Genomic DNA, 12788 nt, shown 5'->3' with positions numbered 1-12788 from the left:
GAACGTGCTACGGTCCTTCTGTAACGCCTACTAAACAAGCCTGGAGCGCAGCGATGAGTTACAGCGGTTAAAAGTCCCTGGTGGTCCGCGTGGAGGACCGGGTCGCCCGGGTGACCATAGACAACCCGCCGGTGAACACCGTCGACGCCACACTGGCCGGTGACCTCAAGGCCTTCGCCGACGAGGTGGCCTCCGACGAGGGCGTCGCCGTGATCGTCCTGCAGTCCGCCAACCCCGAGTTCTTCTCCGCGCACGCCGACTTCGAGTGGTCCTTCGATCCGAGCACCCTCATGGCCCTGGCCGACCCCGAGGCCGACCCCGCCCTCAACCCGCTTCAGCAGCTCAACGAGCGGCTGCGCACCCTGCCGCAGGTGACGATCGCGAAGCTGCGCGGCTATGCCCGCGCGGGCGGCGCCGAGCTGGCGATGGCCGCGGACATGCGGTTCGCCGCCGCGGACCGCACCTGGCTGTCCCAGCCGGAGTCGCTGATGGGCATCTTCCCCGGCGGGGGCGGCACCCAGTACCTGAACCGGCTGGTCGGCCGCGCCCGCGCGCTGGAGATCGTGCTGGGGGCCGAGCTGTTCGACACCTCCGCCGCCGAGCGCTACGGGTGGATCAACCGCGCGGTGCCGGACGAACACCTCGACGCGTTCGTCGACGCCCTCGCCCGCCGCATCGCCGCGCTGCCCCAGGGCGTGGCCGCCGCCGCGAAGGAGGCGCTGGACGCGGCCGAGGCGAGCGGCCCCGTGCCGAACCTGGCCGAGGAGGCGGCCGCCCACGCCAAGGTCTACCCCTCCCCGGACGACGTCGTCCACCGGCTCCGCGTGCTGATGGAGCACGGCGGGCAGACGCGCGACGGCGAACTGCGGCTGGAGCAGCTGCTCGAATCCATCCCGTGGGCCCACCGCTCCTGACCGCCGGCGACCACAAGGGCCAGTGGTGAAGCAGGTGCCGGCAGGCGCTAGCGTGGTGGGGGCAGGCCCGGGACCCCCGTGCCGGATTGTGCCGGTTTCCGGTGTTGTCAAGAGAAATATGCTGGTCAGGGCCCATTCATGAGATTGCTGCACACTTCCGACTGGCACCTCGGCCGGGCGTTCCACCGGGTGAACATGCTCGGCGCCCAGGCGGGGTTCGTCGGCCACCTCGTCGAGACCGTGCGCGAGCACTCCGTCGACGCCGTGGTCGTGTCGGGAGACGTGTACGACCGGGCGGTGCCGCCGCTCGCCGCCGTCGAGCTGTTCGACGACGCCCTGCACCGCCTCGCCGCACTCGGCGTGCCGACCGTGATGATCTCCGGCAACCACGACTCGGCCCGGCGTCTCGGGGTCGGCGCCGGGCTCATCGACCGGGCCGGCATCCACCTGCGCACCGACCCGGCGGGCTGCGGCACCCCGGTGGTGCTGGGCGACGCCCACGGCGACGTCGCCTTCTACGGGCTGCCGTATCTCGAACCGGCGCTGGTCAAGACCGAGTTCGGCGTCGAGAAGGCGGGGCACGAGGCCGTGCTCGCCGCCGCCATGGACCGGGTGCGCGCCGACCTCGCCACGCGCGCGGCGGGCACCCGTTCCGTCGTCCTCGCGCACGCCTTCGTCACCGGCGGTGAGCAGAGCGACAGCGAGCGGGACATCACCGTGGGCGGGGTCGCCGCCGTGCCCTCCGGTGTCTTCGACGGCGTGGACTATGTCGCGCTGGGGCATCTGCACGGCTGTCAGACCCTCACCGAACGCGTCCGCTACTCCGGCTCCCCACTGCCGTACTCCTTCTCGGAGCACCGGCACCGCAAGAGCATGTGGCTCGTCGACCTGGGTGCCGACGGGTCGGTCACGGCCGAGCGGGTCGACTGCCCGGTGCCGCGCGCGCTGGTCCGGCTGCGCGGCCGGCTGGCGGACCTGCTCGCCGACCCGCAGCTGACCCCGCACGAGGACGCGTGGGTCGAGGCGACCCTCACCGACCCGGTCCGGCCGGACGAGCCCATGGCCCGGCTCACCGACCGCTTCCCGCACACGCTCAGCCTCGTCTTCGACCCCGAGCGCGCCCCCGACGAGCCCGGGGTGTCCTACGCCCGGCGCCTCGCCGACCGCAGCGACCAGCAGATCGCGGAGGACTTCGTGACCCACGTGCGCGGCGCCGGGCCCGACGACCACGAGCAGGCCGTGCTGCGGGACGCCTTCGACGCGGTGCGCGCGGACGAGACCGTGCGGGAGGTGGCCCGGTGAGGCTGCACCGGCTGGACATCACCGCCTTCGGGCCCTTCGGAGCCTCGCAGAGCGTCGACTTCGACGACCTCTCGGCCGCCGGGCTGTTCCTCCTGCACGGCCCCACCGGCGCCGGCAAGACCTCCGTCCTCGACGCCGTCTGCTACGCCCTGTACGGCTCGGTGCCGGGCGCCCGGCAGGGCGGCAGCGGCCAGGGCATGACGCTGCGCAGCGACCACGCGGCCGTCGGCACCCGCACCGAGGTGCGCCTGGAACTGACCGTCGCGGGACGGCGGCTGGAGATCACCCGGCAGCCGCCCTGGGAGCGCCCGAAGCTCCGCGGCAAGGGCACGACCGTCGACAAGGCGCAGACCTGGCTGCGCGAGTACGACGTCACGACCCGCGCCTGGAAGGACCTCAGCCGCTCCCACCAGGAGATCGGCGAGGAGATCACGCAGCTGCTCGGGATGAGCCGCGAGCAGTTCTGCCAGGTCGTGCTGTTGCCGCAGGGCGACTTCGCCCGCTTCCTGCGCGCCGACGCGGAGGCGCGCGGCAAGCTGCTCGGCCGGCTCTTCGACACCCGGCGGTTCGCCGAGGTCGAGAAGCGCCTCGCCGAACGACGCCGCACCACCGAGGCCGGGGTGCGCGAGGGCGACGCCACGCTGCTGGCCGACGCGCACCGCATGCAGCAGGCCGCCGGTGACGCCATGGCACTGCCGGAACTGGCGCCGGGCGAGCCGGGGCTGGCCGAGGCGGTGCTCGAAGCCGCCGCCGTCGCCCGCGGCACCGCCCGTGAGCTGCTGACGGTCGCCGACTGCCGGCTCACGGCCACCGAGTCCGCCCAGACCGCCGCCGAACGCCACCTGGCCGATGCCCGCGAACTCGGCCGGCTGCAGCGCCGGTTCGCCGAGGCACGGGAGCGGGCCGCAGGGCTGGCGGAGCGGGCGGATGCCCACCGTGCCGCCGAGGAGCGCATGGCACGGGCCCGCAAGGCCGAGGCGGTGGCTCCCGCCCTGGAGCTGCGGGACGCCGCCGACAGCGAGCATCGGGAGGCGGCAGCCGCGGAAGCGAGCGCGCGGGCTCTGCTGCCGCAGGCCCTCGCCCACGCGGGTGCCGTCGGGCTCGCCGCCGCCGCCCGCCGGGCCGCCGAGGAACTGGGCGGACTCGAGTCGGCCCGGCGCGCCGAACGGCGCCTCGCCGAACTGGTCGAGGAGCGGGCCGGCCTCGACCGCCAGGAACGCGCCGACGACGAGGTGCGGCAGGAGGCGGAGACCTGGCTCGCCGGCTGGGAGACCACCCGCACCGGACACCAGCGCCGCATCGACTCCGCGCAGGAAGCCGCCGCCCGCGCCGGACAGCTCGCCCTGCAGCGCGATCCGGTGCGGCGCAGGCTGGAGGCCGCCCGGCAGCGCGACCGGCTCACCGACGACACCGAAGAGGCGCGGCGGCGGGCGCTCGCCGCGGCGGAAGACGCCGTCGAGGCCCGCGACCACTGGCTCGACCTCAAGGAACAGCGGCTGCACGGCATCGCCGCCGAACTCGCCGCGAACCTCACCGACGGCGCGCCCTGCGCGGTGTGCGGAGCCACCGAACACCCCGCCCCCGCGCGCAAGACCGCCGGGCACGTCGACCGCGACGCGGAGGAGCGCGCCCTGGCCGCCCACCAGGCCGCCGAGGAGCGGCGCGCGAAGGCCGAACGGCACCTGGGCACCGTACGGGAGGCGCTCGCCGCCGCCACGGCGGAAGCCGGTGACGCGGCCACCGCCCGGCTGGCCGAAGAGGCCGAGGAACTGGAGGGGGCGTACGCGCGGGCGCGGGCGACCGCTTCCACCCTGCACGCGGCGCAGGAAGAGCTGCGGCGGGCCGAAGGCGAACGCGAGCAGCGTGCCGCGGCCCAGCAGCAGGCCGTCGTCCGGTCCGCCTCCCGGGTCGCGGGCCGGGACCGGCTGGAGCGCGAACAGGCCGTGCTGGAGGAGGAGTTGACGCGAGCACGCGGCAGTGCCGAGAGCGTGACGGCACGGGCGGCGCAACTGGAGCGACAGGCGGCGCTGCTCACCCGGGCCGCCGAGACCGCCCGCGTCGCCGAGGACACTGCCCAGCGGCTCAAGGACGCCGACGCCCGGATCGCCGACGCCGCCTTCCGGGCCGGTTTCGACACCCCCGCGGACGCGGCCGCCGCCCTGCTCGACGACACCGCCCACCGCGAGCTGCAACGACGGCTCGACGCCTGGCAGTCCGAGGACGCCGCCGTCCGTACGGTGCTCGGCGAGGCCGACACCGCCGACGCGGCCCGGCGCCCGCCCGCCGACCTCGCCGCGGCGGAGCGCGCCGCCGCCGACGCGGGCCGGCGTCTGCGCGAGGCCACCTCGGCCCGAGACGCCGCCGCCCGGTGCTGCGCCGAACTGGACCGGCTGTCCGCGCACGCCGCCACCTCCGTGCGCCGGCTGGCCCCGCTGCGCGAGGAGCACACCCGGGTCGCCCGCCTCGCCTCGCTCGCCGCGGGCACCTCCGCGGACAACGAACGCCGGATGCGCCTGGAGTCGTACGTACTGGCCGCCCGCCTCGAACAGGTCGCCGCCGCGGCCACCGCCCGGCTGCTGCGCATGTCCTCCGGCCGCTACACCCTCGTCCACTCCGACGGCCGCACCGGTCGCGGCCGCAGCGGCCTCGGCCTGCACGTCGTCGACGCCTGGACCGGCCGCGAGCGCGACACGGCCACGCTGTCCGGCGGCGAGACGTTCTTCGCCTCGCTCGCCCTCGCGCTCGGCCTCGCCGACGTCGTCACCGACGAGGCGGGCGGCGTCCGCCTGGACACCCTCTTCATCGACGAGGGCTTCGGCAGCCTCGACGACCAGACCCTCGACGAGGTCCTCGACGTCCTGGACGCCCTGCGCGAGCGGGACCGCAGCGTCGGCATCGTCAGCCACGTCGCCGACCTGCGCCGCCGCGTCCACGCCCAACTCGAGGTCGTGAAGGGGCGGTCGGGGTCGGTACTGCGGCAGCGGGGCGCCGGCTGAGCACGCCGTCCCGGTGGTGTTCTCAGCGGCCCAGCGGCCGGCGGGGGAGCGGTGAGGAGTAGACGACGCTCGTGGTGACCGACCCGAGGGCGCTGATCCGGCCGGACACCTCCTCCAGGTGCCGCATCGAACGGGCCGCGACCTTGATGACGAAGCAGTCGTCGCCCGTCACGTGGTGTGCCTCCAGGATCTCCGGCGTGACCGCCACCAGGTCGTGGAACGGCTTGTAGTTGGCGACCGGGTAGCGCAGCCGCACGAACGCCAGGATCGGCAGTCCCAGCCGCTCGGGGTCGACGACCGCCGTGTACCCCCGAATGATTCCGGCCTCCTCCAGCCGTCGCACCCGCTCCGTCACCGCGCTCGCGGACATCGAGACGGCACGGGCCAGTTCGGCGAAGCCGGCCCGCCCGTCCCGCTGGAGGGCGTCGAGGATGCGCCAGTCGGTGGCGTCCGGGGATTGTTCGGCCATCCGGGAGAAGTAGCACGGATTCCCCGGTGGAACAAGGAGCGGGCCGGGGAAACCCTCTTCAGGCGGCGCGGCACGGTGCATAGATTTCTGGCTGGAAGATCCATCGAGGAGAGGCCCCGCCATGAGCGTCACCACCGCCGCCACCGGGCACGTCAACCCCGTCCTGCGCGTAGCTCCCGCACCGCCCGCCGAGGCCGCCGCGTACTTCCGGGCGAGCCTCGCCTTCCACACCGACGTCTCCGACGTCGCCGGAGCACTCGCGGCCGGCGGTGACCCGGGGTTCGTGCTCGTCGACTGCCGTTCCACCGAGTCCTGGGACCAGGGCCACGTGCCGGGCGCCGTCCACCTGCCCACCCCGCTCGCTCCCGAGCGGGCCGGTGAACTCCTCGACCCCGCGGTGCCGGTGGTGACGTACTGCTGGGGCCCCGCCTGCAACGGCGCGGCGCGCGCCGCCCTCGCCCTCGCCGAACTCGGCTACGGGGTCAAGGAGATGCTCGGCGGGTTCGAGTACTGGGTGCGTGAGGGCTTCGGGTTCGAGACGTGGCAGGGTGCCGAGCGACGCGCCGCCGACCCCCTGACCGTTCCGGTGGACGCGGTCGACTGCGGTTGCTGACCTGCGTGTAGGTTCTGCCGCATGGTGCGATACGCGGAGCCGGGCGCGGTGGAGTGGGTCGAGTCGGGCGGAGGGCCGCTGATCGCGGTTCCGGAGACGGTCCTGCCGTTCTGGACCGGCGCCGACGGCGAGGAGACGGACTCCGACTACGACCGGGCCTGCGAGGTCGACGGCCACGTCGGACTGCTCCCGGTCGGCGACTCCACCGCCCTCGTGCTCGGCGACGAACCCGCCTCCACCGCCTACCTCCCCGACCACGGCACCTTCGTCCGCTGGTGCGCCGCGGACTCCGAGGACGAGGTGCTGGCGAGGGTTCCCGCCGCCCTCGACGCCGCCGATTGGCAGCCCGAGGTGTCCTGGCAGGTGTCCGGCCCCGTGCTCCTGTTCGACGCCGCCTGGCCCGGCAGCGCATCCGACCGCGCCCCCGACCGGGTGCGGGTCGCCCTGGAACCCGGCCGGTACGCGGTGCGCGCGGCCGAGGTGCGCCCCGGGCCCGAGACCTGGCTGAGCCTCGTACACCTGCGCCGGCTCGCCGACCGGTAGCCGCGGCGATATTGGTGTGCGGGGCGGCCGCGGCCCGCCCATCATGGGTGTCCATGCCACGACTTCCCCACCCCGCCTCCGAAGACCTGCGCCGCGACCCGCTGCCCCTGCGCGGCCGCACCGCCCTCGTCACCGGAGCAAGCCGGCGCGGCGGCATCGGCCACGCCGTGGCCCGGCGGCTCGCCGCGTACGGAGCGAGCGTCTACCTGCACCACCACGTCCCGCACGACGCCGCCATGCCCTGGGGCGCCGACCGGGTGGACGACGTGGTGGACTCCGTCCGTGCGGCGCTCGGCGACCCGGACGCGGCCGTGCACGCGGGCCCCGGCGACCTCACCCGGCCCGGCGCCCCCGGCGAACTCGTCGCCACCGCCGCCGAAGCGCTCGGCGGACGGCTGGACGTCCTCGTCGCCAACCACGCGCTCAGTGGGTCCGACGGCACGCTCGACACGATCGACGCCGCCATGCTCGACGCGCACTGGCAGGTCGACACCCGTTCGGTGCTGCTGCTGATCCAGGCCTACGCCCGCCGCCGGGCGGTGCTGCCGCCGCGCACGCCCGGCGGACGGGTCGTGATGATGACCTCCGGCCAGGACATCGCCGGCGGCATGCCCGGCGAGATGGCCTACGCGCTCCAGAAGGGCGCGCTCGCCTCCGTCACGCGCTCCCTGGCGACGACCCTCGCCGAGCACGCCGTCACCGTGAACGCGGTCAACCCCGGCCCCGTGGACACCGACTACCTGACCGGCGAGGACTACGACGCCGTCGCCGCGCTCTTCCCCGCCGGGAGGTGGGGCATGCCCGACGACCCGGCCCGCCTCATCGCGTGGCTCGCCACGGACGAGGCCGAGTGGGTCACCGGTCAGGTCGTCGACTCGGAGGGCGGCTTCAGGCGGTGAGGTGAGCGCGGCGCGGTGAGGACGTCACAGCCGCGACAGCTCGTCCACCAGGTCGTCCAGGCCCAGCGAGCCCTGGGAGAGGGCAGCCATGTGCCAGGCCTTCAGGTCGAAGGCGTCGCCGTGCCGCTCGCGGGCCTTCTCCCGGCCCAGCAGCCACGCCCGCTCACCGAGCTTGTAGCCGATCGCCTGGCCCGGGATCGTCAGGTACCGGGTCAGCTCGCTCTCCACGAAGTCCGCCGGGCGGCTGCTGTGCGCGCCGAAGAACTCCTGGGCCAGCTTCGGCGTCCAGCGCTCACCCGGGTGGAACGGCGAGTCCGCCGGGATCTCCAGCTCCAGGTGCATGCCGATGTCCACGATGACCCGGGCGGCCCGCATCATCTGCGCGTCCAGATAACCGAGGCGCTGCTCCGCGTCCGTGAGGTAGCCCAGCTCGTCCATCAGCCGCTCCGCGTACAGCGCCCAGCCCTCGGCGTTGGCGCTGACCATGCCCACCGAAGCCTGGTAGCGGGAGAGGTCCTCCGCGACGTGCGTCCACTGGGCGAGCTGGAGGTGGTGACCGGGCACGCCCTCGTGGTACCAGGTCGACACCAGGTCGTACACCGGGAAGCGGGTCTGGCCCATCGTCGGCAGCCAGGTGCGGCCGGGGCGGGAGAAGTCCTCCGAGGGGGACGTGTAGTAGGGCGCGGCGGCGCTGCCGGGCGGGGCGATGCGCGACTCCACCCTCCGTACCCGCTCGGCGAGTTCGAAGTGCGTGCCGTCCAGCTGCTCGATCGCCTGGTCCATCAGGCCCTGCAGCCAGTCGCGGACCTCGTCGACGCCCTCGATGTGCCTGCCGTGCTCGTCCAGGTGCGCCAGCGCCACCCACGGAGTCTCGGCGCCCGGCAGGATCTTCTCGGCCTCCGCCTTCATCTCGGCCAGCAGACGGTGGTACTCGGCCCAGCCGTACGCGTACGCCTCGTCCAGGTCCAGGTCCGTGCCGTTGTAGTAGCGCGACCAGCGGGCGTAGCGCTCCCGGCCCACCGTGTTCGGGGCGCCCTCGATCGCGGGGGCGTACACGTCGCGCATCCAGTCCCGCAGCTCGACCACGGCCTCGGTCGCACCCCGGGCGGCCTCGTCCAGCTCCGCGCGCAGCGCCTCGGGGCCGTCGGCGGCGAAGTCCTCGAACCAGCCGCGTCCTTCGCCCGTGTCCGCCCACTCGCCGAGCTGCTCGACGAAGGTGGCGGTCGGCCGCGGCGCCGCGTACAGCTCGCGCTCCAGGCCCAGCGACAGGGACGCGCGGTAACCCGCGAACGCCGCCGGGACCGCCCGCAGCCGCTCCGCGATCCGGGCCCAGTCCTCGTCGGTCCCGGTCGGAGTGAGGGTGAAGACCTCGCGCACCGAGTGGGCGGCGGTGCCCATGTTGCCGACCGAACGCAGGCCCTCGTCGGCCTCGTGCACCGCGATCTCGGCGGTGAGGCGCTCACGCAGCAGCCGGGCGCAGCGCCGCTCCACGTCGCTGTCACCGCCCGGCCGGCGCTCCGCCTCGTCCAGCCGGGCGAGGGTGGTGCGGGCCAGCTCCGCGAGGGCCTCCTGCCCGGCGGGTGAGAAGTCGGGCAGACGGCTGGAACTCTCCGCGACACCGAGATACGTACCGGTGACCGGGTCGAGGGCGATGAGCTCGTCGACATACGCGTCGGCGACCTCGCGGGGCAGCGGGCTCTTGGTCTCTGACATGCGGACATCCTCATACGGATACCGGTGTCGCGTCAGCCCGGTGGGCCGGGCCCGACCGTGCGCGCGGCCGGATTTCGCTCAGGGCGTGGCCTCGGGCGCGGCCGGCGGCAGCAGGGGGCCGCACTCCCACTGCTGGAAGATCAGCCGGGTCTCGACGCGGGCCACCTCCCGCCGGGACGTGAACCCGTCCAGGACCAGCCGCTGCAGGTCCGTCATGTCCGCCACCGCGACATGCACGAGGTAGTCGTCCGGGCCGGTGAGGTGGAAGACGGTGCGCGATTCGGGCAGCGCCCGGATCCGCTCCACGAACGGTCCCACCAGCTCCCGCCGGTGCGGGCGCACCTGCACGAGCAGCAGCGCCTGGAGACCACGCCCCAGCTTCGCCGGGTCCAGCTCCAGCCGGTGACCGAGGATCACCCCGGCCCGCCGCAGCCGGGCCACCCGGTCCAGACACGTCGACGGGGCGACGCCGACCTGGGCGGCGAGATCGCGGTAGGTGGTCCGGGCGTCGTTCTGCAGCAGCCGCAGCAGATGGAGATCCACCGGATCCAGTACGACGGAATCGGCCATGGCCCGAACGTAGCACGGAGTACGACCCCGCCGGCCCGGTCGGTGTTCACCCTTCGGCCATGGACTCAGCGCGCACGCACACGTCACCACCCGACGACGTACGCTCCACCGCACCCACGGGCAGGGCACTGGCCACCGAAGCCGTGCACGCCGGCCGCGACGACCTCGCCGCCCAGGGCCTGCACGCCCCGCCCATCGACCTGTCCACGACCTACCCGTCGTACGACAGCCGCGGCGAGGCCGCCCGCATCGACGCGTTCGCCGCCACCGGCGCCGAGCCGGACGGACCGCCGGTCTACGGCCGCCTCGGCAACCCGACCGTCGCCCGTTTCGAGACGGCACTGGCCCGGCTGGAGGGGACCGAGGCCGCCGTCGCCTTCGCCAGCGGCATGGCCGCACTGAGCGCGGTCCTGCTGGTCCGCGGCTCGATGGGGCTGCGGCACGTCGTCGCCGTACGGCCCCTGTACGGCTGCAGCGACCACCTGCTGACCGCCGGGCTGCTCGGGTCCGAGGTCACCTGGACCGACCCGGCGGGCGTCGCGGACGCGCTGCGCCCGGACACCGGACTGGTGCTCGTGGAGTCGCCGGCCAACCCGACACTCGCCGAGGTCGACCTGCGGGCCGTCGCCCACGCCTGCGGGTCGGTGCCGCTGCTCGTGGACAACACCTTCGCCACGCCCGTGCTCCAACGGCCCGCCGAACATGGGGCCCGGCTGGTGCTGCACAGCGCCACCAAGTACCTGGGCGGGCACGGGGACGTACTGGCGGGCGTGGTCGCCTGCGACGAGGAGTTCGCCGGGCGGCTGCGGCAGGTCCGCTTCGCCACGGGCGGAGTGCTGCACCCGCTGGCCGGCTACCTCCTGCTGCGGGGACTGTCCACCCTGCCCGTCCGGGTACGGGCCGCCTCCGCGGGCGCCGCCGAACTGGCCGGGCGGCTGGCCGCCGACCCGCGGGTGGCCCGCGTCCACTATCCGCGCATCGGCGGTGCGATGGTCTCCTTCGAGGTCCACGGCGACCCGCACGAGGTCATCGGCGGCGTCCGGCTGATCACCCCGGCCGTGAGCCTCGGCAGCGTCGACACGCTCATCCAGCACCCGGCGTCGATCAGCCACCGCATCGTGGACGCGGACGACCGGCGAGGGGCCGGGGTCGGCGACCGGCTGCTGCGGCTGTCGGTCGGCCTGGAGGACGTCGACGACCTCTGGGCCGACCTGGACCAGGCCCTGGGGGACCGGGCGGCCGGAGCCCTCCCGCTGCGGGAGGCGCTGTCGCCGGCCGAGTGAGCGCCGCTGCGGGGCGGGTGAACACGGTCGTGGGCCGGGTGAGCGCTGCTGCGCGGCGGGTGACGACGGTCGTGGGCCGGGTGACCGTGCCACCGCGCCCGCCGCCCGTCACTCCCGGCCGATCCGCTCCGCCTGCGGCAGCCGTGCCGCGGAGCGGGTGGCGGGGTCCAGGCGGGCCGTGACGACCAGGGTCCCCTCCTCGATCTGGTAGTCGAGGGGGAGGCCCAGGCCGCGCATCGCGGCGACCATGCCGGTGTTCGACGCCTGCGTGATCGCGTACACGCTCTCGCAGCCCGCGTCGGCCGCCATCGCCACGAGCCGGGCCAGGAGTTCGCTGCCGATGCCGCGGCGCTGCCACCCGTCCTCGACGAGCAGCGCGACCTCCGTCTCGTCCCCGTCCCACAACAGGTGGCCCAGCCCGACGATCCGCCCCGACGCGGTCTGCACGGCGAGGGTGCGGCCGAAGCGGGGGCTGAGCAGATGGTTGAGGTACCGGTCGGCGTCCCCGACCGGGCCGTGATACCGCATCCCCAGCGTCCGCTCCGAGCAGCGCTCGTGCATCGCCTTCGCGGCCGGAACGTCACGCGTGTCGGCCCGGCGGACCGTGATGTCGCTCCCCTCGGGCAGCGTCAGCACGTCCCGTTCCCGCGGGACCCGCGGACCGAGCCGGGCGTCCAGCTCGACCAGCGCCCGCGCCCGGGCGAACTCGGCCGGGGTGAACGGCAGATGGGGCCGCTCCACGCTGATCACCCCGCCCTCGGGGGCGCGCAGCCGCAGCACGGTGTCCTCGAGCGCGCCCTCCGGCGGTACCGCCTCCGCCGCTCGTGCCGCCGCCCCGCCCTCCGTCGGCGCCGGGTGGGACCTGATGGTGCACCGGCCCAGCAACTGCCGCAGTGCCAGGGGCAGTTCCGCCGCGTCCAGGGCGGTGCGGACGGCCAGGCCGAGCACCCGGGTGGGCGCGTCGACCAGATCGTGGGCGTCCGCCCGCTCGGTCCAGGTCCGGGCGCCGCCCGCCGTCGTCACCACGTCGGCCAGCTCGGCCCCGCTCAGCTCATCCGGGGCACGGAGCAGGAACTCGTCCACCGTGCCCTCGGTCAACGGGTGCGTCTGCAGGCTCAGGATGTCGATCCGCTGCTCGGCGAGGGCCGCGCAGAGTACGGCCAGCGACCCCGGCGCATCCCGCACCGTCGTGCGCATCCGCCACAGCGCGCTCTCACCGACGGGCTCGGATCCGCCCGGCTCGGATCCGCCCGGCTCGGACCCGGTGGGTCCGGTCCCGGCCGGCCGCTCGGCGGTCGGCGGCCGGGCGCCGGTATCGTCCGCCGGCGGCGCCTGCCCGTGGCGTCGTGACCACCGGGTGTGGAAACCAGCCGTGGCGATCAGTGCGGCCAGCGAGACCAGCACCATGGCCGGCACCGTGGGGCCGTGTTCGACGAGGCGTACCACGGCATCCGTCACATCAGACATGTCTCGACTCATGCACCCA

At 74.6% G+C, this 12788-nt stretch carries 11 protein-coding genes; 7 read left to right on the top strand and 4 right to left on the bottom strand.

Features of this window, described 5'->3' with window-relative positions; translation table 11 throughout:
• Positions 1-80 precede the first annotated feature (80 nt).
• From C4J65_RS03240 to C4J65_RS03230, 3 genes are all read left to right on the top strand, one after another.
• Positions 81-914 (top strand): enoyl-CoA hydratase/isomerase family protein, encoded by an 834-nt coding sequence (locus tag C4J65_RS03240; RefSeq protein WP_240330370.1) that lies wholly within the window; start codon positions 81-83, stop codon positions 912-914.
• Between the two features lie 138 nt (positions 915-1052).
• The gene (locus tag C4J65_RS03235) at positions 1053-2216 is read left to right on the top strand and encodes an exonuclease SbcCD subunit D (RefSeq protein WP_115741004.1); all 1164 of its coding nucleotides are present in this window, start codon (positions 1053-1055) and stop codon (positions 2214-2216) included.
• Positions 2213-5212 carry an SMC family ATPase gene (locus C4J65_RS03230; RefSeq protein WP_115741003.1) on the top strand — a complete coding sequence of 1000 codons (3000 nt, stop codon included), beginning with the start codon at positions 2213-2215 and terminating at the stop codon, positions 5210-5212. The genes C4J65_RS03235 and C4J65_RS03230 overlap by 4 nt, the downstream gene beginning before the upstream one ends.
• Positions 5213-5234: 22 nt before the next feature.
• Here C4J65_RS03230 and C4J65_RS03225 read toward each other — a convergent pair whose 3' ends face one another.
• Positions 5235-5681 carry an Lrp/AsnC family transcriptional regulator gene (locus C4J65_RS03225; RefSeq protein WP_115741002.1) on the bottom strand — a complete coding sequence of 149 codons (447 nt, stop codon included), beginning with the start codon at positions 5679-5681 and terminating at the stop codon, positions 5235-5237.
• Positions 5682-5802: 121 nt separating this feature from the next.
• Between C4J65_RS03225 and C4J65_RS03220 the strand changes: the two genes are divergently transcribed.
• From C4J65_RS03220 to C4J65_RS03210, 3 genes are read left to right on the top strand one after another with little or no spacing between them, the layout of a single operon-like run.
• On the top strand, positions 5803-6294 hold the full coding sequence (locus C4J65_RS03220) for a rhodanese-like domain-containing protein (protein WP_115741001.1): 492 nt from the start codon (positions 5803-5805) through the stop codon (positions 6292-6294).
• Positions 6295-6315: 21 nt separating this feature from the next.
• Positions 6316-6837, top strand: a complete 522-nt coding sequence (locus C4J65_RS03215; RefSeq protein WP_115741000.1) for an immunity 21 family protein — start codon at positions 6316-6318, stop codon at positions 6835-6837.
• A gap of 53 nt (positions 6838-6890) precedes the next feature.
• On the top strand, positions 6891-7736 hold the full coding sequence (locus tag C4J65_RS03210; protein ID WP_115740999.1) for an SDR family oxidoreductase: 846 nt from the start codon (positions 6891-6893) through the stop codon (positions 7734-7736).
• Positions 7737-7760: 24 nt separating this feature from the next.
• Here the strand turns inward: C4J65_RS03210 and C4J65_RS03205 are convergent, their stop codons facing one another.
• Entirely contained in the window at positions 7761-9449 is a 1689-nt protein-coding gene (locus C4J65_RS03205) for a DUF885 domain-containing protein (protein WP_115740998.1), read from the bottom strand.
• A gap of 78 nt (positions 9450-9527) precedes the next feature.
• On the bottom strand, positions 9528-10019 hold the full coding sequence (locus C4J65_RS03200; RefSeq protein WP_115740997.1) for an Lrp/AsnC family transcriptional regulator: 492 nt from the start codon (positions 10017-10019) through the stop codon (positions 9528-9530).
• A gap of 59 nt (positions 10020-10078) precedes the next feature.
• Here C4J65_RS03200 and C4J65_RS03195 point away from each other — a divergent pair, with 59 nt between their 5' ends.
• Positions 10079-11302 (top strand): PLP-dependent transferase, encoded by a 1224-nt coding sequence (locus tag C4J65_RS03195; protein ID WP_115740996.1) that lies wholly within the window; start codon positions 10079-10081, stop codon positions 11300-11302.
• A gap of 108 nt (positions 11303-11410) precedes the next feature.
• On the opposite strand, the gene C4J65_RS03190 is transcribed toward C4J65_RS03195, so the two are convergent.
• The gene (locus C4J65_RS03190; protein ID WP_115740995.1) at positions 11411-12769 is read right to left on the bottom strand and encodes a GNAT family N-acetyltransferase; all 1359 of its coding nucleotides are present in this window, start codon (positions 12767-12769) and stop codon (positions 11411-11413) included.
• Positions 12770-12788: the final 19 nt, after the last annotated feature.

The organism is Streptomyces sp. CB09001, assembly GCF_003369795.1.
Classification (GTDB): domain Bacteria; phylum Actinomycetota; class Actinomycetes; order Streptomycetales; family Streptomycetaceae; genus Streptomyces.
The sequence above is the reverse complement of the archived record's forward strand: the minus strand, read 5'-3'. Positions and strand labels throughout refer to the sequence as shown.